The organism is Roseateles sp. GW821-FHT02E12 (assembly GCF_059421665.1).
In genome coordinates this window covers 1,124,292-1,149,297 of record NZ_JBWKVK010000002.1, presented here as the reverse complement: position 1 = coordinate 1,149,297, position 25,006 = coordinate 1,124,292, and the positions used below count along the sequence as shown (strand labels likewise).

17 protein-coding genes are annotated in these 25,006 nt (G+C 67.7%); 6 read left to right on the top strand and 11 right to left on the bottom strand.

Translation table 11 applies throughout. From position 1 onward, the window contains the following. Window positions 1-14 precede the first annotated feature (14 nt). A complete protein-coding gene (locus AC07V5_RS16010; protein WP_495116666.1) occupies window positions 15-527 on the bottom strand; it encodes a winged helix DNA-binding protein in 513 nt (170 codons plus the stop codon). Between the two features lie 48 nt (window positions 528-575). Here AC07V5_RS16010 and pxpB point away from each other — a divergent pair, with 48 nt between their 5' ends. Genes pxpB through AC07V5_RS15980 form a run of 6 tightly spaced genes read left to right on the top strand, consistent with a single transcriptional unit; the run spans window position 576 to window position 5,557 of the window. Further along, a complete protein-coding gene (gene pxpB, locus AC07V5_RS16005; RefSeq protein ID WP_495116665.1) occupies window positions 576-1,235 on the top strand; it encodes a 5-oxoprolinase subunit PxpB in 660 nt (219 codons plus the stop codon). Further along, window positions 1,232-2,164: a 5-oxoprolinase subunit C family protein gene (locus AC07V5_RS16000; protein ID WP_495116664.1), complete on the top strand. Its 933-nt coding sequence runs from the start codon at window positions 1,232-1,234 to the stop codon at window positions 2,162-2,164. The genes pxpB and AC07V5_RS16000 overlap by 4 nt, the downstream gene beginning before the upstream one ends. After that, the gene (gene pxpA / locus AC07V5_RS15995; protein WP_495116663.1) at window positions 2,149-2,883 is read left to right on the top strand and encodes a 5-oxoprolinase subunit PxpA; all 735 of its coding nucleotides are present in this window, start codon (window positions 2,149-2,151) and stop codon (window positions 2,881-2,883) included. The genes AC07V5_RS16000 and pxpA overlap by 16 nt, the downstream gene beginning before the upstream one ends. 15 nt (window positions 2,884-2,898) lie before the next feature. Further along, the gene (locus AC07V5_RS15990) at window positions 2,899-3,609 is read left to right on the top strand and encodes a DUF969 domain-containing protein (protein ID WP_495116662.1); all 711 of its coding nucleotides are present in this window, start codon (window positions 2,899-2,901) and stop codon (window positions 3,607-3,609) included. After that, window positions 3,606-4,568 carry a DUF979 domain-containing protein gene (locus tag AC07V5_RS15985; protein WP_495116661.1) on the top strand — a complete coding sequence of 321 codons (963 nt, stop codon included), beginning with the start codon at window positions 3,606-3,608 and terminating at the stop codon, window positions 4,566-4,568. Before AC07V5_RS15990 ends, AC07V5_RS15985 begins: the two co-directional genes overlap by 4 nt. Window positions 4,569-4,570: 2 nt before the next feature. After that, window positions 4,571-5,557, top strand: a complete 987-nt coding sequence (locus tag AC07V5_RS15980; RefSeq protein ID WP_495116660.1) for a DUF72 domain-containing protein — start codon at window positions 4,571-4,573, stop codon at window positions 5,555-5,557. On the opposite strand, the gene AC07V5_RS15975 is transcribed toward AC07V5_RS15980, so the two are convergent. From AC07V5_RS15975 to AC07V5_RS15930, 10 genes are all read right to left on the bottom strand, one after another. Next, window positions 5,544-5,756 (bottom strand): hypothetical protein, encoded by a 213-nt coding sequence (locus AC07V5_RS15975; RefSeq protein WP_495116659.1) that lies wholly within the window; start codon window positions 5,754-5,756, stop codon window positions 5,544-5,546. The two genes, AC07V5_RS15980 and AC07V5_RS15975, sit on opposite strands and share 14 nt — an antisense overlap. Window positions 5,757-5,851: 95 nt before the next feature. Next, a complete protein-coding gene (locus tag AC07V5_RS15970; RefSeq protein WP_495116658.1) occupies window positions 5,852-6,397 on the bottom strand; it encodes a 2'-5' RNA ligase family protein in 546 nt (181 codons plus the stop codon). 4 nt (window positions 6,398-6,401) lie between these two features. Further along, on the bottom strand, window positions 6,402-6,626 hold the full coding sequence (locus AC07V5_RS15965; RefSeq protein ID WP_495116657.1) for a hypothetical protein: 225 nt from the start codon (window positions 6,624-6,626) through the stop codon (window positions 6,402-6,404). A 38-nt stretch (window positions 6,627-6,664) separates the two neighbouring features. After that, window positions 6,665-7,972, bottom strand: a complete 1,308-nt coding sequence (locus AC07V5_RS15960) for an HlyD family type I secretion periplasmic adaptor subunit (protein WP_495116656.1) — start codon at window positions 7,970-7,972, stop codon at window positions 6,665-6,667. Continuing rightward, window positions 7,972-9,672 carry a type I secretion system permease/ATPase gene (locus AC07V5_RS15955; RefSeq protein ID WP_495116655.1) on the bottom strand — a complete coding sequence of 567 codons (1,701 nt, stop codon included), beginning with the start codon at window positions 9,670-9,672 and terminating at the stop codon, window positions 7,972-7,974. Before AC07V5_RS15955 ends, AC07V5_RS15960 begins: the two co-directional genes overlap by 1 nt. 76 nt (window positions 9,673-9,748) lie before the next feature. After that, window positions 9,749-13,936, bottom strand: coding sequence for an Ig-like domain-containing protein (locus AC07V5_RS15950; RefSeq protein ID WP_495116654.1), 4,188 nt, complete (start codon window positions 13,934-13,936; stop codon window positions 9,749-9,751). Between the two features lie 136 nt (window positions 13,937-14,072). Beyond that, window positions 14,073-18,860 carry a M57 family metalloprotease gene (locus tag AC07V5_RS15945; RefSeq protein ID WP_495116653.1) on the bottom strand — a complete coding sequence of 1,596 codons (4,788 nt, stop codon included), beginning with the start codon at window positions 18,858-18,860 and terminating at the stop codon, window positions 14,073-14,075. Window positions 18,861-18,938: 78 nt separating this feature from the next. Then, window positions 18,939-21,803, bottom strand: coding sequence for an FG-GAP-like repeat-containing protein (locus tag AC07V5_RS15940; RefSeq protein WP_495116652.1), 2,865 nt, complete (start codon window positions 21,801-21,803; stop codon window positions 18,939-18,941). A gap of 21 nt (window positions 21,804-21,824) precedes the next feature. Next, complete coding sequence (locus tag AC07V5_RS15935; RefSeq protein WP_495116651.1) at window positions 21,825-23,168, bottom strand: DUF1501 domain-containing protein; 1,344 nt, start codon at window positions 23,166-23,168, stop codon at window positions 21,825-21,827. Window positions 23,169-23,173: 5 nt separating this feature from the next. Then, window positions 23,174-24,940 carry a DUF1800 domain-containing protein gene (locus AC07V5_RS15930; protein ID WP_495116650.1) on the bottom strand — a complete coding sequence of 589 codons (1,767 nt, stop codon included), beginning with the start codon at window positions 24,938-24,940 and terminating at the stop codon, window positions 23,174-23,176. Window positions 24,941-25,006 lie beyond the last annotated feature (66 nt).

The window sequence follows — 25,006 nt, the reverse complement described above, 5'->3', positions numbered from 1 at the left end:
GGCAGTTTAGGTCCTCAGAGGGACGCAGCCGAGCGCGACGCCTGGTCGTACAGCCCCGACAGCAGCCGCATCAGCTGCGCGCTGTCGCCGATGTCCTGGTTCTGCTGGCCGCTGTCCACCAGCGCCTCCATCAGGCAGCGTTCGCGCACCTGGCGGTAGGCCTCGCACAGGGCCTGGCCCTGCTCGGTGGTGGAGAAGAAGGCCTCCTTGCCGATCTTCTCGCTGCTCACCAGCCCCATGCCGACCAGTTTGCGCAGCGAGTAGGCGACGACATGGGTGTCCTCCACGTTCAGCACGAAGCAGATGTCGGCCAGCTTCTTCTTGCGGTCGCGGTGGTTGACGTGATGCAACAGCGAAATGTCCAGGGCCGCAAGATCTTTCACCCCGGCCGCGGCCATGCAGCGCACCATCCAGCGGTTGAAGGCGTTGCTGACGACGATCAGGCCGAACTCGAACTCCGACAGCTCGGCGCTCTTTTCAGACACCAGATGCGAAGACGACACGATGCTGCGAACCATGATTGACATGATAAACACGTTTCGAATACAAATCGTATACGTTTTGCATAAATACAAATGAGTACCGCGCCACCCGCCCTCCTCACTCGCCCCCTGGGCGAAGCGGCGCTGTGCTGCGCGGTCGACGGGCCTATCGCGATCGAGCACCAGCAGCGCATCTGGCAGCTCGGCGCAGGCCTGGCCCAGACTGAAGGCGTGCTCGGCCTGATCCCGGGCATGAACAACCTGACGCTGACCTTCGACCCGCTGCACACCGACAGCCAGGTGCTGGAGCAGGCCGCCCACGCGCTGTGGACCAAGCCGCTGAGGCGCCAGCAGGCCGGCCGCCTCGTCGAGATCGCGGTTCGCTACGGCGGTGAGCACGGCCCCGACCTGGGCGACGTCGCCGCGCATTGCGGCCTCTCCGTCGACGAGGTCGTGCAGCGCCACACCCAGGCCGAGTACGTCGTCTACTTCATCGGCTTCCAGCCCGGCTTCGCCTACATGGGCGGGCTGGACGAGGCCCTGCACACACCGCGCCGCAGCGAGCCGCGCGTGGCCGTGCCCGCCGGCAGCGTCGGCATCGGCGGCGCGCAGACCGGCATCTACCCGCTGGCCACGCCCGGTGGCTGGCAGCTCATCGGTCACACCGCCCTGCCCCTCTTCGACCCCAAGGCCGAGCCGCCCACGCTGCTGGCGCCGGGCGACCGCGTGCGCTTCATTGCGGAGCCCGCATGATCGAGTTGCTGCGCGCAGGCCCGCTGACCACCGTGCAGGACCTCGGCCGCAACGCCTGGCGCGATCGCGGCATCAGCCGCTGCGGCGCGCTGGATGACATCGCGCTCATCCAGGGCAATCTGCTGGTCGGCAACCCGGTGGACACCGCCGGCCTGGAGTTCACCCTCGGCCCCGCCACGCTGCGCTTCACCACCGACTGCTGCATCGCCATCACCGGCACCGATGCCGACGCCACGCTGGACGGTCGCGTCTTGCGCCCCTGGTGGCGCCAGCGCGTGCAGGCCGGCCAGACGCTCAAGCTCGCCGCGCCGCGCGAGCGCATGCGCAGCTATCTGACCGTGTCAGGCGGCATCGAGACCCCACCGGCCCTGGGCTCGCGCAGCACCGACCTCAAGGCCGGCTTCGGTGGGCTGGACGGCCGGGCGCTGCGCGATGGCGACCTGCTGCCCCTGGCCGCGCCCGAGCGCTTTCCCGCGCGCCACATCGGCCTGCGGCCACCCGACTGGGACGCCGCCGTGCGCGTGCTGCCCGGCCCCGAGCTTGCGGACTTCTCCGTGGCGGCGCGCGAGACCTTCTGGGCGACTCACTGGCGGCTTACGCCACAGAGCAACCGCATGGGCTATCGCTTCGCCGGCCCCGAGCTGAAGCGCGTGCGCGGTGCCGAGCTGGCCTCGCATGGCGTGCTGCCCGGCGTCATCCAGGTGCCGCCCTCGGGCCAGCCCATCGTGTTGCTGGCCGACGCGCAGACCACGGGCGGCTATCCCAAGATCGGCGTCGTCATTCGCGCCGACCTGTGGAAGCTCGCGCAGCTGCGCCTGGGTGCCACGCTGCGCTTCACCCCTTGCAGCCACGACGAAGCCGTCGCCGCGCTGCGCGAGCGCCAGGCCACGCTCGATCAACTGAGGACCGCCCTATGCATGTCGACCTGAACGCCGACCTCGGCGAAGGCGCGCCCGACGACGCCGAACTGCTGGCCCTCGTCAGCTCGGCCAACATCGCCTGCGGCTGGCATGCCGGCGATGCGCGGCTGATGCAGGCCACCGTGGCCGCGGCGCTGGCGCGCGGCGTGGCTATCGGCGCCCACCCGAGCTACCCGGACCGCGAGAACTTCGGCCGCAGCGAGATGCAGCTGAAGCCCGCCGACGTGCGCGCCGACCTGATCTACCAGATCGGCGCACTGGACGCCCTCGTGCGCGCCGCCGGTGGGCGGCTGCACCACGTCAAGCCCCACGGTGCGCTCTACAACCAGGCCGCGCGCGACCCCGCACTGGCCGATGCCATCGCCGCCGCCGTGCTCGACGTGAACCGTGCGCTGGCCGTCTACGGCCTGGCCGGTGGCGAACTGTTGAAAGCCGCCGAGCGCGCCGGCCTGCGTGCCGTGGCCGAAGTCTTCGCCGACCGCGGCTACCGCGCCGACGGCAGCCTGGTGCCGCGCAGCCAGCCGGGCGCGTTCGTCGAGGACACCGACGAAGCCGTGGCCCGTACGCTGCGCATGGTGCGCGAAGGCGTCGTTCAAGCCGTTACCGGCGAGATCGTGCCACTGCAAGCCCAGACCATCTGCCTGCATGGCGATGGCGCCCACGCCCTCGCCTTCGCCCGGGCGCTGAACCAAGCCCTCACCCAAGCCGGCGTGCAACTGCGCGCCTGACCCAGGAGTCGTTTCATGACCGCTGATGTTTCTCTGTGGCCGCTGATCGGCGTCGCCGTCGTCATCGTCGGCTTCGTGCTGCGCTTCAACCCGGTGCTCGTCGTTGCGGTTGCCGGCATCGCGACGGGCCTGGCGGCCAAGCTGCCGCTGGACCTCATCCTCGCCAAGCTCGGCACCGGCTTCGTCAAGACACGCAACCTGCCGCTGACCCTGCTGCTGCCCCTGCCGATCATTGGCCTGCTGGAGCGCCATGGCCTTCGTGAGCGCGCCCAGACCTGGATCGCGGGCATCCGCTCGGCGACGGCGGGCCGATTGCTCGTCGTCTACCTCTTCATCCGCGAGTCCGCCGCGGCGATGGGGCTGACGTCCCTCGGCGGCCATGCGCCGATGGTGCGCCCGCTGGTGGCCCCCATGACCGAGGCCGCCGCCGAGAAGACCCACGGCCCGGTGCCCCAGGCGGTGCGCGACAAATGGAAGGCCATGGCCGCGGCAACCGACAACGTCGGCCTCTTCTTCGGCGAGGACATCTTCGTCGCCTTCGGTTCCATCGTGCTGATGCAGACCTTCCTGGCCGAGAACGGCGTCGTTACCGACCCGCTGCATATCGCGCTGTGGGGCATCCCGACCGCCATTGCCGCTTTCCTCATCCATGCCGCGCGATTGATACGCATGGATCACCGGTTGCCGCAGGACATCGCCCGTGCTCGCGCCGAGGAATCCAAATGAACGCCCTCCTCCAGCTCGACCAACTCTTCCTGCTGACCGGTGCAGCGCTGCTGATCGTGGCGTGGCTGACCTGCCGCGACCGCAGCAACCCGCGGCGCTGGAGCAGCGGCCTGTTCTGGGCCCTGTGGGCCGCCATCTATTTGGTCGGCGACAGCCTGCCACCCATCGCCTGCGGGCTCATCGTCCTCATGCTCGCCGCACTCGGCGGCCTGGGTGGCGTATCCCTCGGCAAGCACGGCACGCGCGAGCCCGCCGAGCGCCAGGCCAGCGCCGCGCGCCTGGGCAACAAGCTCTTCCTGCCCATCCTGGCGATCACCACGCTGGCCCTGGTCGGCACGCTGACGCTGAAGGACGTCAACCTCGGCGGCCTGCTGCTTGTCGAGAGCAAGCACGTCACGCTGATCAGCGTCGGCCTGGGCGCCCTGGTCGGCCTGGCCGCCGCCTTGTGGATGACGCGCGAGCGCCCCATGCAGGCCGTGCGCGAGTCGCGCCGCCTGCTGGAGACCATGGGCCCCGCCGTCCTGCTGCCGCAGATGCTGGCCACGCTCGGCCTGCTGTTCACCGACGCCGGCGTCGGCACGGCGGTCGCCAGCATCGCAACCAGCACCATCCCGGTCGACAACCCCTGGCTCGCAGTCACGGCCTATGCCCTCGGCATGGCGCTGTTCACCATGGTCATGGGCAATGCCTTCGCGGCCTTCCCCGTCATGACGGCGGGCATCGGCATCCCCATCTTGCTCGGCATGCACCACGGCAACCCGGCCGTGATGGCAGCCATCGGCATGTTCTGCGGCTATTGCGGCACGCTGATGACGCCCATGGCGGCCAACTTCAACATCATCCCGGCCGCGCTGCTGGAGCTGAAAGACAAGAACGCCGTCATCCGCGCCCAGTGGCCCACCGCGCTGATGCTGCTGGGTGTGAACATCGTGCTGTTGAAACTGCTCATGTTCCGCTGACGATGCAGGACCAACTCTTCGGCGGCGACCTGCCCACCAAGCGCCCGCGCGGCGTGCAGCCGGTGCCGCCCACGACCGAGGACGAGGCCCTGGCCGCGGCCATGTCGCCCCACGTCCACCTCGGCACGTCGACCTGGAGCTACCCCGGCTGGCAGGGCCTGGTGTGGACTGGCAAGCACAGCGAAGCGACGCTGTCCAAGACCGGCCTTTCGGCCTACGCGGCCCACCCGCTGCTGCGCGCGGTCGGCATCGACCGCGGCTTCTACCGGCCGCTCGCAGCGGCCGAGTTCCAGCGCCATGCCGAACAGGTGCCGGCCGGCTTCCGCTTCACGGTCAAGGCGCCCAGCCTGGTGACGGATGCCCTGCTGCGCAGCGAGGACGGCCGCGGCCAGCAGCCCAACCCGCTCTTCCTGGATGCAACCGCGGCGCTGCAGGATTTCATCGAACCCGCCTACGAAGGACTGGGCTCGACCATCGGCGCGCTTGTCTTCCAACTCAGCCCCCTGCCTGCGCAGCGGCTGGCGCGCATGAACGAGCAGTTCGACCTGCTTCACGCGATGCTGTTGGCACTGCCCAAACCGCCGGTCGGCGTCATCGCCGTCGAAGTGCGCGACGCCGCCTGGCTCACGCCCGATCTTGTCGCCCTGCTGCGCGACGCGGGCGCGCGCTACTGCGTGGGCCTGCACCCAAAGCTGCCGCCGCTGCAGGAGCAACTCCCGCTGCTGCGTGCGCTGTGGCCGGGGCCGCTGGTGGTGCGCTGGAATCTGAACCGCCTGCACGGTCCCTACGGCTACGAAGAGGCCGAGAAACGCTACGGCGAGTTCAACGAGATGCTGGACCCCGACCCCGAGACGCGCGCCGAACTCGCCCGCGTCATCCGCGGCACGGCCGGCGCCGGCCAGGACGCGTTCGTCACCATCTCCAACAAGGCCGAGGGCTCGGCGCCGCTGAGCGTGCGGGCGCTGGCCCAGGCCGTCAACGAGGGCTAGCGCGGCGCTTTGCCGGCGCCTTGGCAGCGGGCTTGGCCGGGGGCAGGTTGCCACCCTCGGCTTCCCAGCGGCCCACTTCCTCGCGGTGCTGCTGGCCTTCATGGCGCACGCGGCGCTGGTGCTGTTTCAGGCCCAGATGCTGAACCAGCTTCATGGCCAGGGCCGAGGTCGCGACGAGGGCAATGACGGACTTGATCATCATGAGTCTCCTTGCAGGATGCTGCGACGCATGTTGGCCGCTGCGCCCACGCAGCCATGTCGGCCGGTGGCCTCAAGGCGTGTAGGAGCGTTTACCTACGCCTGCAGCGGCCAGCGGCCGATGACGTCGTGCCGCGTCAGACCCTGCGGGCTTTTGAGGAGCACGAATTCGCTGGCGATCCAGCCCGGCAGCTCGACGGCCCAGGCCGGCGCCGGCCGCTTGTCATAGCGCAGCGTCAGGTGCGGCTCGTAGTCGCGCTCCGGCGCGGCCAGGCCATGGGCCACCAGGCGCTCGACGAGGGCATCGCGCAATTCGCGCACGGCCTCCAGGCCCTGGCCGCCGGTCAGCACGAAGGGGTGCTTGGTGGCGCGCTCGCCACCCCAGCTCTTGAAGCCGTCGAAGCTCAGGTCGAAGGCCGGCCGGATCAACTCCGACGCGGCACGGCTCGCCGCAGCGACGACCGAGTCATCCGGCTCGCCCTCGAAATAGCCGAAGTAATGCAGCGTGATGTGGAAGATGCCGCTGGGCCGCAACCTGGCCTGCAGGCCACGCGCCTCGTGCTCGGCAGTAACGAAGCGGGCAATGCGCTCGGCCGTGGCTTCGTCCGGCCGCAGCCCGAAGAAGAGCTTGTGGCCGGTCACGGCCTCAGTTGGCGGAGGCGGACGCCGCTTCGGTAGCGCGGCGGGCCGCGTCGTCGATGCTGTTCTGCACCTGAGCGCCAACCGCCTTGGGCACCGGCAGGGCCGCGCCGGTGGCACTGGCTGCTGGCGATCCGGGCTGCGGCTTCAAGGCCGCGGTCTGCTTCTTGACCAGCGACAGCACGATGGCCGCAACGATGACGAGGGCGAGGAGGCTGAAGGCTGCACGCATGGAAAGCTCCGAAAACCGGTGCCGCGGAGCTTAGAGCATCACCGCTCGCGCATCGCCTGGCGCAGGCTGTTCGTCACCGGGCTCCACAGATAGTGCAGCACGCTGCGCGACTCGATCAGCACATAGACCTCGGCCGCCATGCCGGGCTTGAGCTCACGGATGCCCGCGGCCTTCAGCGATTCCTCCAGCGGCTTGACGCGCAGCACGTAGTAGGGCTGGCCATTGCGGTCCGTTGCGGCATCGGCCGAGACATAGCTCACCTGCCCCTGCACGGTGGGCGTCGTGCGCGAGTTGAAGCTGGTGAAGCGCAGCTCCGTCGTCTGCAGCAGCCGAAGATTTTCGATGGCATCCACCGGTGCGTGGGCCTCCACCACCAGTTGCTCGCCGACGGGCACGATCTCCATCAGTGGCTCGCGCGCCGGTGCCACTTCGCCCGCGCCGTTCAGCCGCAGCCCGACCACGGTGCCGGCCACCGGTGCCACCACGCTCATGCGCCGCGCAGACTCGACCGCGGGGCGCAGCTGCTCACGCAGCTGGACCCAGCGTGCGGTGCTTTCCTTGTATTCCTCGGAGGCCTGGCGCTGGTACTCGCTGCGCGACGAAGCCATGCGCAGGCCGAGTTCGTTGCGCCTGGACTCCGATTGCGCCAGCAAGGCCTCGTGTTCGCCCTGCTTGGCGCCCAGCTCGGCCACGCCACGCTCCAGCGCCAGCAGCCGGGTGCGCGACACGAACTGGTCGCGCTCCAGCGCCGTGTTCAAGCCGAGCTCGTCCTTGGCCAGGCCCACGGACTGGACAGTGGACTCCACCTGCCGGCGCAGTGCCGCCTGTTCCTGGCCCAAGGCCTGGAGCTGGCGCTCGTGGCTACCCCGCTGCTCGTCCAGCAGGCTGCGGCGCAGCCGGTAGATACGAAGTTCGCGCTCGTAGGCGCGGCCCAGCAGCTCGCTGTCGACAAAGGGCTCCTCCGCCTTGACGGGCAGGTAGTCGGGCAGCAACTGCTGCTCGGCATCCAGCCGCTGGCGCCGGGCGGTCTCGAAGGCGAACAGCTCGCGCAGCAAGGTGTAGCCGGAATCTTCCTTGACGCCGTCGAGCTCGATCAGCACCTGGCCCTCCTGCACCTGCTCGCCGTCGTGGACGAGGATGCGCTTGACCACGCCGCCTTCGGCATGCTGCACGAGCTTGCGATTGCCCTCGACCTTGACCTGGCCGACCGTCACCACCGCGCTGTGCAGTGGCGCCAGTGCCGACCAGCCCACGAGCAGGGCCAGGGCCGCGGCGATGGCGCCCAGGCCGAGCCGCTGCGCGCGCAGGCCGGCGTTGTTGGTGGTGGTAGCGGCGATGGTGGCCATCAGGCACCTCCCTTGCGCAGCGGCACCAGGGCCGGGCTGCCCGACAGGCGTGCCAGCACGGCTTCGCGCGGGCCGTTCAGTTCGAGCCGCCCTTCGCGCAGCACCAGCAAGTCATCCAGGCCCGCCACCAGCCCGGCCTTGTGCGTCACCATGACGACGGTCGAGCCTTCCTGCTTGAGCGTCGTCAGCGTGTCCAGCAGCGCGGCTTCGCCCTCGGCGTCGAGGTGGGCATTGGGCTCGTCCAACACCACCAGGCAGGGTTTGCCGAACACCGCACGCGCCAGCGCGATGCGCTGCGCCTGGCCGGCGGACAGGCGGATGCCGCCCTCGCCGATGACGGTGTCGAAGCCCTGCGGCAGCTTCAGGATGAGTTCAAAGGCGTGGGCACGGCGCGCGGCCTCGGCCACCTCGGCGCCGTCGCAGGCCTGGAAGCGGGCGATGTTGGCCGCCACGGTGCCGTCGAAGAGACTCACCTCCTGGGGCAGATAGCCCAGGTGCCGGCCGAGCACGTCGGGGTCCCACTGGGTGAGCGCCGCGCCGTCGATGCAGACCCGCCCGGACGCGCAGGGCCAGGCGCCGACGATGACCTTGGCCAGGCTCGACTTCCCCGCGCCGCTCGGGCCGATGACGCCCAGGGAGTGGCCGGCCTCCAGCTCGAAACCGATCTGGCGCAGGATGGGCCGGTCGGCGCTTGCGCCCGCCACGCCGACACCTTCCAGCTTCAGCGCGCCACGCGGGGCCGGCAGCGGCGTGCGCTCCGGCCCCGGGCCGAGCAGCCCGGCCACGCCGCGCAGGCGCCCGAAGGCATCGCGCGCCGCCATCAGCCCGCTCCAATTGCCGATCAAGGCCTCCACCGGCGCGAGCGCACGGCCAAACAGGATGGTGGCGGCCATCATCACGCCCGCGGACACATGGCTGTCCAGCACCAGCCAAGCCCCCGCGGCCATCATCAGCACCTGCACCGCCTGGCGCAGGAACTTGCTGGTGGCATGCAGGCCACCGACGCGGGTGCCGCTGGCCTGCATCAGATCCAGGCCGGCACGGTTGCGCGCCGCCCATTGGCGCGCGAAGGCGCCGGTCATGCCCATTGCCTTCAGCACGTCCGCATGGCGCAGGCCCTGCTGGAGGCTGGTGGCCGCGGCGCGCTGGGCCTCGTTGATCTGCTCCAGCGTCGCCCGGTTTCCGGCCTCGGCCAGCCGCGCCAGCAGCAGCAGGGCCGCGCCGCCCAGCAGGGCCAGGCCGCCCAGCAGGGGGTGGAAGAGCCAGATCAGCACCAGGTAGACCAAGGCCCAGGGCGCGTCGAAGAGGGCAATGATGTTGGGGCCGGACAGGAAGCCGCGCAGCGTGGCGATGTCGCGCAGGCCCGGCCGGTTCTCGCTGCCGCCCTGGCCAGCCGTGCGAACGAGATGGCCGAACACCGGCTCGCCGAGCGACTCCTCCACGCTGCGCCCCACGTCCACCAGCAGGCGCGAGCGCGCGACGTCGACCACGGCCATGGCCAGCAGCGCGACGGCCACGCCGATGAGCAGCATGCCCAGCGTCGGGATGCTGCGGCTGGTCAGCACGCGGTCGAAAACCTGCAGCATGAACAGCGTTGGCGCCAGCAGCATCAGGTTGACGAACACGCTGAAGCCGGCCGCATGGGCCAGGGCGCTGCGCGAGGCTGGCAGCAGGTTCCGGAGGGCAACGGGGATCAACATGGCGGCAAGGGGTGGAGGGAGCATGCTAGCGACGGCAGGCCGCGATCGCATCGGTTCAAGCCCGGCACCCCCCGGTTCAGCTCAGCAGGAAATCAACCGCCACATGCCCGGCATGGCTGTGGTCCAGGCCGTGAACGTGCACCCAGTCCGACGCCAGGAAGCCAGCCCAGCCGGCCACCTCCAGGTCAGCGTCGAGCGCCGTTGCCCCTTCCGGCGCCGGCAGGGCCGATGCAAACGCTGCATCGTCGCCCCCGTGAGCACCGATTTGCTGGCTGGGCTCGCCCAGCGCGGCGAAGGACAGCAGGTCCGAACCCGCCTGGCTGCCCGCCGCGTTCATCACGACGCCGTTGTCGCCCAGTTGGGTGACCGCCCCGCCGACGACCTTCCAGTTCAGGTTGGACACCTGCAGGACGTCCATGCCCGCTGAGGCCGAGGCGCCCTTCCAGATGGTGCTTTCCCCCGTGGTGCCGTTGCGCCACAACAGGTCACTCTTGCCGTCGCCGTCGTAGTCGCCCACGGCGGCGATGCGCCAATTGAGGTTGGACACGCTCAGCACGTCCATCGGCGCCGCGGCCGACGCGCCCTTCCAGATCGTGGCCTGGCCGCTGAGATCGTTGCGCCACAGCAGGTCGCTCTTGCCATCACCGTCGAAGTCGCCGATGCCGACGACCTTCCAATTCAGGTTGACGACCGCCGCCACGGCCATTGGCGTGGCCGCCGAACCGCTCTTCCAGATCGTGCCCTCGCCGGTGGTCGAGTTGCGCCACAGGATGTCGCTCTTGCCGTCGCCGTCGAAGTCGCCGATGCCGGCCACCTTCCAGTTCAGGTTGACCACGGCCGCCACGGCCATCGGCGTCGAGGCCGAACCACCCTTCCAGATCGTGCCCTCACCGCTAGTGGCGCTGCGCCACAGGATGTCGCTCTTGCCATCGCCATCGAAGTCGCCAACGCCGACAACCTTCCAGTTCAGGTTGACGACGGATGCCACGGCCATCGGCGTTGCCGCCGAGCCGCTCTTCCAGATCGTGCCCTCGCCCGTGTCGGCATTGCGCCAGAGCAGGTCGCTCTTGCCGTCGCCGTCGAAGTCGCCCATGCCGACGACGCTCCACTTCAGGTTGGAGACCGCCGCCACCGACTGCCCGTTGGCCGCCGAGGAGCCCAGCCAGATCGCGCCCTCGCCGCTCGCGCCGTTGCGCCACAGCAGGTCGCTCTTGCCATCGCCGTTGAAGTCGCTCGCCACACGGCCGAAGCCCGACTGCGTCGCCTTGATGGTGTAGGTCCCCGTACCGGATCCGAAGAGCTCCTTGGCCGACAGGTAGTAGTCACCGCTGACCGTCGGCGTAAAGCTGATGCGGGGATCCCCTCCCAGGCCGCCGTCGGCCTCTGAGTCCAGGAAGTAGCCGCGGGTGTCGTACAGGCTCAGGTAGGCCTCGGAAAGCCCACTTCCGCCGCCCAATGTCCCGCCTCCGCCGTCCGCGCCGCGGAGGTCGAAAACATAGCTCCGCCCGGCCACCAGCGAGACCTTGAACCAGTCCGCGTCGCTTGCCAGTTCGATCGTGCCAGTCGCCTGGCCACCCACGGCAACCCTGCCGGTCGTGGTCACGTTGTCGGCATAGTCATCGATCGACGTGTTGGCCAGCAGCGTGTAGGTGCCCAGCCCCTTGTCGTACAGATCCGATGCGGCCAGGAAGTAGTTGCCGGACACCGTCGGCGTGAAGGTCATCAACGGATCCGAGCCCTGGCCGCCGGTGTAGGCAGATTTTTCGAAGTAGCCCTGCGTGTCGAACAGCGTCAGATACGGCACGGCGGAATCCGAACCCAGGGTGCCGCCCTTGCCGTCATAGCCGCGCAACTCGAACACATAGCTCGTGCCAGCGTTCAGGTAGACCTTGAACCAATCCTCATCGCCGCTGTAGTCAATCCGCCCCTGGGCCTGGCCAGTGACCGCCAGAAGACCGGTGGTGCTGGTGTTCGCTGCAAAGTCGTCGGCAGCCTGCACCACGCGGGTGGCCGTGAGAAGGTAGCCCCCCGTACCCGACGAGTAGTCCATCGCGCCCAGGTAGAAGGTGCCCGTGGTCAGCGCGGTATAGGTCAGGGACGAGTTGAGAGAAACGCCGCCGTCGTCGTCGCTGGCGACACGCTCGACCGATGGGCTGTAAAGGATCAGGTAGGGGTCGTCCAGCCCCTGGGTTGCCTGGGATACCAGGTCGAACACATAGGTCTGCCCGGCCTGGAGGTTCACCTTGAACAGATCGGCGTCGTCGACGGTTTCGATGGCGCCGGCACTGCCCGCCCCGTCGACGACCACGAGGCCCGTCGTCGACGTGTCCCACGCGTAGTCGTCGGGCACCGAGGGGGCCGCGGTGCTGAAGTTGAAGGTGGTCGCTCCGCTGAGGCCGGTCCAGGCATTGCCCACCAGGTCCTTGACGACACCGGAGCCTACGGTGACGTAGTAGCTCGCACCGGCAGCGAGATCGACCGACGGGTTGATGGTGACGGTGCTGCCAACGATGGACACCTGATTGGCATCGGTCACCGCGATCGATCTCGCCAGCGTTCCGTTGGCGTTGTAGATCAGGAACTCGCCAGAACCGGCCGTCACGGCTTCGCTGAAGGTCAGCGTGATGTTCGACCCGACCGGTTGACCCGTGCTGTTGTCCATCGGCGAGAACGCGATCAACAGCGGCGCCATGGTGTCCTGCAGCACCGACGTCTTGAAGTTGTAGGCCGCGCTGCCCGTGATGCCCGCAAAGGCATTGCCGGCAAGATCCGTCACGGCGTTCGAGTCGACGTTGACGTAGTAGTTGCTCGACCACTGCAGATCCTGGCCGGGATTGAGCGTCAGCGTCTTGCCGGAAATGCTCACCTGGCTGGCGTCGCTGGCCGAAATCACGCGGAACACGGAGCCATCGCCGTTGTAGATACGAATGGAGCCTGCCCCGGCCGTGATCGCCTCGTTGAAACTCAGCACGAGATTCGCCGTGGGCAGCACGCCAGTGGCATCGTCCACCGGCGCACGGCTGACCAGCGTGGGCGCCGACGTATCTGCCGTGCTGAACAGTTGGGCAAAGGTCCGCGTGCCGTCGTTGAAGCTGAAGCGCTCCACGTTAAACACCGAATCGATACCGGTACCTGCACTGGAGATCGTCACCTTGCCGGTGCCGGCGTCGTACCCGATCGTGAAGCTGGAGAAATTGCCGCTGAAAACCGCCGTGTCGGTTCCGGTCTCGCCGTCGAGGTAGTCATTGCCGGCGCCACCGATCAGGAGGTCGTCACCAGCCAGGCCAAAGAGCGTGTCGTTGCCGCTGCCGCCATCCAGGACATTGCCGGCATCGTTGCCGTAGAGCTGGTCGTTGCCGCCACCGCCGACACCGTTCTCGATCAGGCTGCCATAGGCAATCGCGATGTTGTTGGTCATGTCGTTGGCGGAGGAGTACTCCCCCGCACCGAGCTTGATGACCGCGTTGGTTGACCAACCGCTCAGGTCCAGCGTGTCGCTGCCGCCCGAGTCGAAGAGCGTCAGGATGGGTGCCGAATTGCGCTGGAAGTTGTACAGGTCGGCCGTTGCGCCGGTGACGTTGGAGTGGAATCCATAGACCGTGTCACCCAGGCGTGTCGTCGTCGAAGCGCCGTAGATGTCCTGGATGGCCATGACGTCGTTGAGCATCGGCGTCTGCGGGCTGTAGGCCCGCCCCCCGACAACCCAGTCAGCCCAAGCCACTTCACCGCTCCGCGACGTGTCCATGTCCGGACCGAAATACGACATGATGGACAGCACGTGCGAGTCTTGGTACGACCAGGGCCTGATGGTGCTCGGCTGGGACGCGTCGTAATTGCCCATGTGGTTGAGCCCGAGCGCGTGGCCGGTCTCATGCATGATGGTCGAGAAGCCATAGGAGCCCGGGCTTGCCGTCTCGACGTCGGAGCCCGACCGGAACCAGGCGGAGCCCGTGATCGGGTAGTACGCATAGGCATAGCCACCGCCAGCGGTATTGCTGGTGAAGGCGTACTCCAGGTTGGAGCTGCTCGAGGTGGTCAGCGCAAAGCTGGGGGCGATCAAGTCGTCCCAAGTCGCGATTGCCAGACTGAACGTGGACTGCTGGCTGGCACTGACGGCATGAAAGCCCGAAGCCTCGAGGCTCGTGCTCCCCTGGTACATCCCCGCCGCACTCGTCGGAAATGCGTAGGTGATCGTGCTACCCGACCACTTCTGACCAGACTCCAACTGGCCGAGGATCTGGGCATTGGTCCAATTGCCTGCCATGACATCACTCCCTTTTTTGCTGCTCTTTTTTTCCTGCTAACGCCATCATCGAGCAAGTTGCAGCGGTATTTTTTACGCCATCGACAAGCGCGCGAATGCTGCGGACTCAACGCCACAACGGCGGCCCGCGAACCCCTTATGGCAACAGGTAGTCGCCGGCATAGGCCTGGTGCCCCATCCACGTATGGCCGTCGAGCGCGGCATCGTGCATCGCCCCTGCCATGTCGATCGCGTGAAGGTCCCAAGTGGCTGGATCCTGATGCACGAGCGAGGCCGGAGCGCTCGCCAAACTGTGCTCGCCCGCGGGCTCGTCGAACCAGTTCGCAACCGACGCAGTGGCTCGATCAAGCCCGGCGAAGGACAGCAGGTCCGAACCCGCCGGGCTGCCCGCCGCGTTCACCGCGACGCCGTTGTCGCCCAGCTGGGTGACGGCGCCGCCGATGACCTTCCAGTTCAGGTTGGACACCTGCAGAACGTCCATGCCCGCCGAGGCCGAGGCGCCCTTCCAGATCGTGCTCTCTCCCGTGGTGCCGTTGCGCCACAGCAGGTCGCTCTTGCCGTCGCCGTCGTAGTCGCCCACCGCGGCGATGCGCCAGTTGAGGTTGGACACGCTCAGCACGTCCATCGGAGTCGAGGCCGACGCGCTCTTCCAGATCGTGGCCTGGCCGCTGAGGTCGTTGCGCCACAGCAGGTCGCTCTTGCCGTCGCCGTCGAAGTCGCCAATGCCGGCGACCTTCCAGTTCAGGTTGACGACCGCCGCCACCTCCATCGTGGACGCGGCAGAGCCGCCCTTCCAGATGATGCCCTCGCCGCTGGTGGCGCTGCGCCACAGGATGTCGCTCTTGCCGTCGCCATCGAAGTCGCCGATGCCGGCAACCTTCCAGTTCAGGTTGACGACCGCGGCCACGTCCATCGACGTCGCGGCCGAGCCGCTCTTCCAGATCGTGCCCTCGCCGCTGGTGGCGCTGCGCCACAGGATGTCGCTCTTGCCGTCGCCATCGAAGTCGCCAATGCCGACGACCTTCCAGTTCAGGTTGACGACCGCGGCGACGTCCATCGGCGCCGCCGCCGAGCCGCTCTTCCAGATCGTACCCTCACCGCTGTCGGCATTGCGCCAGAGCAGGTCGCTCTTGCCATCGCCGTCGAAGTCGCCCATGCCGACGACGCTCCACTTCAGGTTGGAGACCGCCGCTACCGACTGCCCGTTGGCCGCCGAGGCGCCGAGCCAGATCGCGCCTTCACCGCTGGCGCCATTGCGCCACAGCAGGTCGCTCTTGCCATCACCGTTGAAGTCGCTGGGGGTGGCGCGAGGCTTCAGCGCCTCGGCAAGGCTCAACGTCCGGTCATCGAAGACGAGCTTCTCGATGCCCACGAGCGTGTCCACCCCGATGTGCCCATCGGCCGCCCGGACCGTGACCGCCCCTTGGCCGGCCCTGACGAGGTAGCTGGCCCAGCTGCCCGAGTACACGACGGTATCGACGCCCTGTCCGCCATCGAAGCGGTTGTCGACGGCATTGCCGGTGAAGGTGTCGTCGAAGGCTGAACCGATCAGGCTTTCGACACCGCGCAGCACGTCGGCGCCCTCCCCGCCGCTGGCCTTGCCCTGGGCCAGATCGACGGTCACGGCGGACGCTGCATTCGCGTAAGACGCCGTGTCCCATCCCTCGCCGCCATCGAGGCTGTCGGCCCCGGTGCCACCAATCAGCGTGTCGTCGCCAGCGGAGCCATAGAGCGTGTCGTCGCCGGCACCGCCGGACAGCACGTTGTTGGCCGCATTCCCGGTGATGGCGTCGCGCCCTGCCGAGCCGATGGCGTTCTCGATCACCGTGTTGTAGTTGATCGAGACCTGGCCTGCTGTGGTGATGAGCGCCTGGGCCGGGCCCGAGAAGATGCGCGCGCCCTCGCGCAGGTCGATGGTCATGTCCGGGCCCGTGCCGCCAAGGGGCATCACGTCGCTCGCGTCCAGGGTATCGGTGCCGCCGCCATCGCCGATCAACGTGCCAGGCCAGGCCAGCTGCGAATACTTGTAGACCGTGTCGCCGGCGTTCAGGTTCGGGCTGACGCCGTACAGAAACTGGGCCGTCGACACGTCGAAGGGGCGCAGCGTGGTCTGGATCGCCGTGCTGCCGTCGGAGGCGCCGTAGTTGTACGAAAGGTGCGTGTTGCCGACGTAGTCCTCGGCTGCAGGCAGGAAGGGCGCTTCGCCCCCGCCGCCGCCGGCGTTGTAGTCGCCCGGGTGCTTCAACCCCAGCGCATGGCCGATCTCATGCACCAGGATATGGAACCACCCATCCTGCGTCGCCATCGGGCCGCCGGCCGCGCCGTCGTCAATGGACACTGTGGAGGAGCCGTTCGGGTTGGGGTATCCGCCCGTGCCACCGGCCCCCGACTTGGAGAGGTCGAAGAACCCGAAGCGAATCTGTGCCGTGCTCAGGTCACTGGTCTCAACGAAGGTCAGGCCGCAGCTCTTGGCCCACAAGGCCAGGGCATCCTTGCAGCGAGCCTGGTCTGCGGCGGCGAACGCCTGGAATGTGGGGTCGCTGTTGGTGGCAATGAAGCCATAGCTCACCGTGCCGGGGCTGCCCGGCGTGCTCCAGTAGGAGCCCTGCGCCAACGCATCCACCCAATAGGCCAGCGGGAGTGCATCGTTGGTGTACTCGACGGACTCCACATTGGCGATCCCCGAGACCTTGATGCCACCGCTGGTGATGATGATCTTGTCGTTGCCGCCGTTGGCGGCTTCGCTGATGACGGCGCCGTTGCGGGAGATGAGGTAGACGTCGTCACCCGCGCCCCCGTCCAGGTGGTCACTGCCACCACCACGGTTGTCCAGGGTGTCGTTGCCGTCGCTGCCAGTCAGTTGGTCGTTCCCGGCACCGCCGATCAAGACATCGTTGCCGGCACCGCCGAACACGTAGTCGTTGCCTGCTCCGGCGTCGATCACGTCATTGCCCGCCCCGCTGGTCAGCGTGTTGTCCAAGGCATTGCCCATCAGGGTGAGGTCCCAGACCCCCTCGTTGAACGAGACGCCCAGGCCCTCCACGTTGGCCGGCAGCGTGTAAGTCCCGGAAGCCGTCAATTGCAGCTGAACGCTGTCCCGGCCCTGGCCTTCCGCCTCCACCACCAGATCGTCGGTCCGATCCAGCATGTAAAAGTCGTCCCCCGCACCGCCGACGAGGCTGTCGACATCACCTCCGCCACTGAGCGTGTCGTTGCCGTCCCCGCCAAACAGGCTATCGCCGGCAATACCGCCATACAGACGGTCACTGCCCGCGCCGCCCTCCAGCGTGTCGCCGGCGTCGTCGACATAGGCAGTGCCATCCCACTGCCCGCCCTGGATGTAGTCGTCGCCGTCACCACCGCGCAGGAGGTCCGCCCCCTTGCCGCCCCAGATCTGGTCGTTGCCCGCGCCACCGTCAACGTGGTCGTTGCCGGCGCCCAAGGTCAGCATGTTGTCCAAGGCATTGCCCGTGAGGGAGAGCCCCCAGGCGCCATCGACAGAGGTGAAGTACAGGGTTTCCACGTTCGCCGGGAGCGTGTAGCTGCCCGCGGCCGCCAACTGCAGCACGATGTAGTCCCGGCCCTCGCCTTCGGCCTCCACCACCAGGTCGTCGGTGCGATCCAGCGTGTAGTTGTCATCCCCCAGCCCACCGGCCATCAGGTCGGCGCCGGCGCCGCCGTTCAGCCCGTCGTTCCCTGCGCCACCGATCAGGTGGTCACTGCCACTGCTGCCGTACAGGTTGTCATTGCCTGCGCCGCCGTCCAGGGTGTCGCCCGCGTCGTCGGCATAGGCCGTGCCATTCCATTGCCCGGCCTGGATGTAGTCAACGCCATCACCACCGCGCAAGGTGTCCGCCCCCAGGCCACCAAAGATCTGGTCGTTGCCCGCCCCGCCGTCCACCACATCATTGCCCGCGCCCAGGTTCAGCGCGTTGTCCAAGGCATTGCCGGTCAGGGTGAGGCCCCAGGCCCCGCCACCGGGGGTAAAGAACAAGTTCTCGACGTTGGCGGGGAGCACGTAGCTGCCCGCGGCGGCCAGTTGCAGCTGGATCCCGTCCGAGCCTTCGCCTTCGGCCTCGACGACCACGTCGCCGGTCCGATCCAGCACGTAGGTGTCGTTCCCCTCGCCCCCGATCATGTTGTCGAGGCCGCCACCGCCGTTAAGGTAGTCGTTGCCGGCACCGCCCAGCAGCGTGTCATTGGCCGTCGAGGCGTCCAGGTTGTCATTGCCGGCGCCGCCGTCCAGGATGTCACTCGCATCGTCGACGTAGACACCGGCAGTCCATTGCCCGGTCTGGATGTAGTCATTGCCGTCGCCGCCGCGCAAGGTGTCCGCGCCCATGCCCCCGTAGATCTGGTCGTTGCCGGCCCCGCCGTCCACCACGTCATTGCCCGCGCCCAGGTTCAGCGCGTTGTCCAAGGCATTGCCGGTCAGGGTGAGACCCCAGGCCCCACCGTTGGAGATGAGGCTCAAGCTCTCCACGTTGGCGGGGAGCGCATAGGTGCCCGCGGCGGCCAGTTGCAGTTGGATCCCGTCCCGGCCTTCGTCTTCGGCCTCGACCACGACATCGTCGATCCGGTCGAGCACATAGCTGTCGTCGCCCGCTCCACCGGTCATGCGGTCGATGCCACCCCCACCGCTGAGGTTGTCGTTGCCTGCGCCACCAATCAGCGTGTCGTTGCCGGACGCGCCATAGAGGCGGTCGTTCCCAGCACCGCCATCCAGCAGGTCGCCGCCGTCATCCACGTAGGCGTTGCCGTCCCATCGACCGGTCTCAAGATAGTCGTTGCCATCGCCGCCACGCAGCGTGTCAGACCCCTTGTAGCCGTACAGCGAGTCGTCGCCGCCCAGGCCTTCGATGATGTCGTCCGAATCCGTGCCGGTCAGCGTGTCCCTGCCCTGCGTTCCTGTCACATTGGCCATCGCCAACCACTCCCCTCAGCGCTCGATTCATCGGATTGTCGCGGCGTCATGATCGCCACCGACAACGCCGCGTCTCGCTCACGCCAGCAGATAGTCCTGCCCCCACAGGCCCTGGTGGTGCGGGTGGTCGACGGCGGTGGTGTCAGTGGGCGGGGTCAGGAAGTCAACGCTCTGGGCCAGCGCAACCGCATCCAGGCCGGGCAGGCCGATGGCAGCGCCGGGGAGCGCCGCACTGCTGGCGCCGACCGCCTCGAGAGCGTCGCCGCCATGCTGCTCGGGCAGCCCCGCAAAGCTGAGCAACTCGTCCGGCGACACGGCCAGCGTGCTGACGCCGTTGTCGCCCAGCTGGGTGACCGCGCCGCCGATGACCTTCCAGTTCAGGTTGGACACCTGCAGCACGTCCATGCCCGCCGAGGCCGAGGCGCCCTTCCAGATCGTGCTTTCTCCCGTGGTGCCGTTGCGCCACAGCAGGTCACTCTTGCCATCACCGTCGTAGTCGCCCACGGCGGCGATGCGCCAGTTCAGGTTGGACACGCTCAGCACGTCCATCGGCGTGGCGGCCGAGGCGCTCTTCCAGATGGTGGCCTGGCCGCTGAGGTCGTTGCGCCACAGCAGGTCGCTCTTGCCGTCGCCATCGAAGTCACCGATGCCAACGACCTTCCAGTTCAGATTGACGACCGCAGCTACGTCCATCGGCGTTGACGCCGAGCCGCCCTTCCAGATCGTGCCCTCGCCGGTGATCGCACTGCGCCACAGGATGTCGCTCTTGCCGTCGCCGTCGAAGTCACCAATGCCGGCCACCTTCCAGTTCAGGTTCACCACGGCGGCAATGTCCATCGGCGTCGAGGCCGAACCACCCTTCCAGATCGTGCCCTCGCCGCTGGTGGCGCTGCGCCACAGGATGTCGCTCTTGCCGTCACCATCGAAGTCGCCAACGCCGACAACCTTCCAGTTCAGGTTGACGACGGATGCCACGGCCATCGGCGTTGCCGCCGAACCGCTCTTCCAGATCGTGCCCTCGCCCGTGTCGGCATTGCGCCAGAGCAGGTCGCTCTTGCCATCGCCGTCGAAGTCGCCCATGCCGACGATGCTCCACTTCAGGTTGGAGACGCCCGCCACCGCCTGACCGTCCGCCGCCGCGGCACCGAGCCAGATAGCACCTTCACCGCTGGCGCCATTGCGCCACAGCAGATCGCTCTTGCCGTCGCCGTTGAAGTCGCTCGACGCCACGCCGCCCATGGCCTGGCCCACGCTGTAGGTCCTGTCGTCGAAGGCCAGCTTCTCGACATTGAGCAGCGTGTCGAAGCCGGTGCGGCCGTTCTTCGCCTCGACGAAGACCTTGCCGAAGGCCGTCGTCACGGTGTAGTCGCTCAGCTTGCCGACGAAGACGGCCGTGTCGGTGCCACTGCCACCGTCGATCCAGTCATTGCCGAAGCCGCCGGTCAGCCGGTTGTCGGCGTCGTTGCCCGTGAGCACGTCGTCGAACGGCGAACCGATGGCGTTCTCGATCACGGTGGTGGCCGTGATGCCGAGGTTCTCGACGCCGGCGTTGCCGATCGCCGTCAGCCCCACGTTGGACACGCCGCCGGGCTTGAGGTTGAGGCTCACGCCGATGGCGTAGGCCGAGGCGTCGATGGTGTCGTTGCCGCCATCGTCGATCAGCGTCGTCTGCGCCGAGGCCTGCGCCGCGCCGAGCTTGTAGACGTTATCGCCCGCGTTGACCAGCTTGCCGCCGTACAGATGCCGCAAGGCCAGCACGTCCAGCATGCCCCAGTCGGCACGGAAGAGGCCGTCGGACGACCGCGTCTCGGACATCGCCGTGAGCGAGGTGCGGTCGTCCGAGGCCCGCAGCTGGACTGACCAGGCATCGCCCGTGTCGGTGTTGCGCGGATGGCGCAGGCCCAGCGCGTGGCCCACCTCGTGCAGCAGCACCGCATAGCCTTCACTGCCGGCGGACAGGTCCAGCATGGACTCGATGTCCATCCACACATCGCCGGCCTGATCGCCGTTGGCCACGTCCGGCAGCCAGCTCACGCCGCGGGTTTCGGCCTGCTGGCTGGCGCCGAACCGCATCTGCCCACCACTGGCCACCTCGGTGAAGCTGATGCCGCTGAAGACGGCCGTCTTGGCCAGCAGGTCGCGCACGACCTGCTGCTCCGCCGCCGAGAAAGCGCGGAAGCCCGCTGCACCAACACCGTTCGCGGGAGCCGTGTTGAAGAAGGAGTAGCTGACGTTGACCGAGCTGCCGACACTCTGCGGCGCATTCCAACGCGCCACGCCACCGGCCTCGATGGCCTGCTGGGCCATGTCCTGCTGGCTGAGGTAGTCGGACAGCAGCACGCGCTGATGATTGCCACCGGTGACCAGGGGCACCTCGATGTACTCGACCCGGGTCAGCTGGTACTCGAAGTTGGTTCCCGCCCCCTTGGACTTGACGACGGCCGTTTCGCCGTCCACGCCAACCTTGATGTCCAGCTCGGACAGCAGCGCCTGCCGCCACTCACCGTTCTGCAGCGGCTGGAACCAGCCGATGCCGACGCTGTCGGTACCGGCCCCGCCATCGATGACGTCCTTGCCGCCGTTGGCCCAGAAATAGTTGTCAGCCGCGCTGCCGACGAAGACATCGTTGTAGCCCGTGCCATGCACGCCCGTGATGTTGACCAGCGTGTCGCGGCCTCCCCAGCCGTCGTCAGCCCAGCCGTCGGCCAGGTTCACCGTCACACCGGCCGGGCTGTCCCAGTAGGCAGCGCCAACGTTGCGCCAGGTCTCGCCAGGCACCGGAACCCTCTCGATGCGGTCGTTGCCCTTGCCACCCTCCACATCGCCTTGATAGACCGTGAAGCTGTCGTTGCCGGCGAGGCCGTGAACGTCGTTCCAGTCGTTCTTGTTCGCTTCCGCCTGGACGTAGGTGTCGTCACCGGCGGTCAGTTCGATTCTTGCCATGGGCCTCTCCCCTCTCCCGCCTCAGGCCCGCAGCAGCGGGATGGTCTTGTTCTGGAAATTGTTCAGGTAGGGAAACACCGCCCCGAACTGGCTGTCCGGCACGCCCAGCCAGCTCATCAGCGTCGCCCCCACCTGATCGCTGGAGATCGACGGCACGTGGCGGCCGTTCTTGTTCGGGTCACCGTCATCGGCGCCGCCCAGCACCATGCTCGGGAAGCTGCCCACGACGTTGCCCCCCGCGACCGGGCCGCCGAAGGCGAACCAGTGGTTGCCCCAGGCATGCTCGCTGCCGCCGCCCGACCCCGGGCGCAGCGTGCGGCCGAACTCCGTCATGACCAGCGTCACCACATTCGAGTCGACGCCACTGGCCTGGTTGCTCTGGTCGAAGGCCGCGAGCGCCTTGGACAGCTCGGCCAGCTGGGCATCCTGCGTGTTGGCGTCCGATCCACGCTGGTTGGCATGCGTGTCGAAACCGCCCCAGGACACGAGGAAGACCTGGCGCTTCAAGCCAAGCGAGCGGAACACCGGCAGCACCGAGGCGAGCGAGCGCAGGTTGTTGCCAAGCGGGGCATCACTGAAGTTGCCCGCCGGAGTGCCCGCCGCCAGGAAGGCCTTCGTGAAGAAGGTGGAATCGGCCACCGCCTGCCCCATCGTGCGGGCGTACTCGGCTTCGTAGTCGTTGGCGAACTGCCAGCGCGCCATGCGGTTGATGGACTGGGCGGCTGGTGTCTCGGGGTAGGCCAGGTCGGCGGCCCCCCACCAGCGCGTGCCGCCTGGCGGCAGGAAAGCCACCGGCGATTGCTTGCCCAGCACCAGCGTGCGGTTGGTGTCGCTGGTCACAGCGGCCACCACGTTGCGCAGGTTCGCAGGCAGGGCCTCCAAGCCTCGGCCGGCCCAGCCGCTCATGTCTTCCGTGACCGTCCAGCCCTGCGCGATCGCGGTCTGATCGCTGTGCGACATCAGGAACGGTGGCAACTTGACCGAATTGGCCAGCACCTGGGCGCCGGTGGCCGGCTCGATCAAGGGCCCGACATTCGAGATGAAGGCCAGGCGCCGCTGGTTGTAGAGCGCCTGCATCTCGGCCAGCGCCGGATGCACGCCGAAACTGTGGCCGGCCGCCGTGCCGTTGAGCGCCAGCAGGCTGCTCTTGGGCAAGGCCAGGTTGGCACGCGAGCTCTGGTAGTCGGTGTAGGCGCCGTCGGTCGGCACCAGGCAGTTGTTGCCGTCGTTGCCGCCATTCAGGGCGATCACGACGAGGGCGCGGTAGTCGTCGGCAGCGGTGGCCAGGCGGGGCAGCGCCAAGCCGCCCAGCAGGCCAGTCGCGGCGGCGCCAGCGGCACCGAGGATTCGGCGTCTGTGCATCATGGCTGTCATTTGATGACTCCGTAGTACGGGCTGCTCAGCGCGTAGTCCAGCAGCCTGACGGCTCCGTCGTCGGGGTTGCTGACGTCCCACTGGGGCTCCTTGATCAGGAGCTCGATATTGCTGCGCAGCGTCGGCGGCATGGCGCCACGGAAGAAGCGCTCGCTGAGCCAGTCGTTGTAGGCGCGGGGCGAGGCGGCATACGCCTTGGACAAGCCATCGATATTGCAGCCGCCGAGTTCGAAGTACTTGCGCCCGACCGCTCCAGACGGCCCCCAGCGCAAGCTGTTGCCCAGGTTCAAGCGCCAGGTGAGCTCGTTGGCGTTGACCAGCTTCTGCTCCGGCGCGAGCAGATTGCTGCCGGGTGCACGATCGGTCGGCGCATAGAAGCTGAACACGCTCTCGGCATTGAACGGCGTCTGGTTCGGCGCACTGGCGGTACCTCCCCAAGGCATCTCAGGCACGCTGGTGCAGCCCATGCCACGCCACATCGTCATCATGTGCAGGAAGGGTTCCCGCAGCTTGCCGTCGTCGTTGCGGCCGCCGGCCGGGACATCCCCAGCCCGGGCTTCGCTGTCCAGCAGGATTGCTTTGACAACCGCCTTGAGGTCGCCTGAACTGGTGCGGAACACGCCAGCCACCCGCGTGATGTAGGCGGGAGAAGGGTTGCTCTTGACCAGGTGCTGGATCAGGCGCAGCGAGACAAAAGGTGCGATGTTCTGATGCGCCATCAACATGGAGATTGCATCGCGCAAGTCCTTGTCATGGCTCTGTCCCGCAGGGAAGGTCTTGCCCAGCACCACCTTCTGGCCGGAATCGCGCTCGGGTGCCCAGGTCGAAGGCACCATGGCCTTGGACCAGTTCATGCCGTTGCGGTTGGGGCGCACCGGCGGGTCCGGGTCGGGCTGCCATCCGGTCATCACGCGGGCCAGTTCCTCCACGTCCTTCTGCGTGTAGGTTTCCGTGATCACGCCCGAGGCGTTCTTCACCGAAGACCCGTCGGTGTTCAGCTTGCGCACACCGATCGTGAACAGCTGCATCAACTCGCGCGCGAAGTTCTCATTGGGTGCGCAGAAGTTGCATTCGGCGCTCTTGGGGCGGTTCTGGTTGTTGTCCAGGAACTGCGACATGTAGGGGCTGACGGACACCTGGTACAGCAACTCGTCATAGCGACCGAAGCCTTGCCGCTGCAGCATGTTGATCCAGTAGATCACCCCCACCAGATCGCCCTTGCGCGAGCTGACCGTGATGAACTGGGAGAGTGCGAATGTCAGCCGCACCCGCAATTGATCAGGGGCCTTCAGCGCCAGCGTGGGGAAGAGACCCCAGTACTTGCGCCAGTCGGCATCGGGCGTGGGGTCGATGTAGGTCTCGAACGGCTTGGGATCGAGTTGAGATGCCGGCAACGCGAACTGTTCGTCGATCCATTTGTCGAAGCCCTTGGCCCGGATCTCGGCCACCAGCGCCGGCGTCGGGCCGAAGCTGACCTGCTCCGCGAACCTGGAGGCCGCATACAGGCCCACCGCCGTGCTGCTGACGGGTGTGACCTGGCCCTTGGCCGCGGACGGCGTGCTGACCGTATCGCCGTCGCGGCCTCCGCCGCAAGCCGACAGCAGGCCCAGCAGCACTGAGCCCGAAAGAAGTTTGACCCGATTGCTTGTTTTCACCATAGCCCCCCAAACCTGCTGAATGCCGCACGGGTCCAACCCGGGCCGCTTCACCATCCAACGTACTCGCTGATCTTTATGGTTGCCAGCTTCGCTGCCGCCCTGCAAGGCCGCATCACCAATACAGATGAGTCGACCGATGCTAGAGAGCGCGGTGGCGCGGTGGAACCGGGT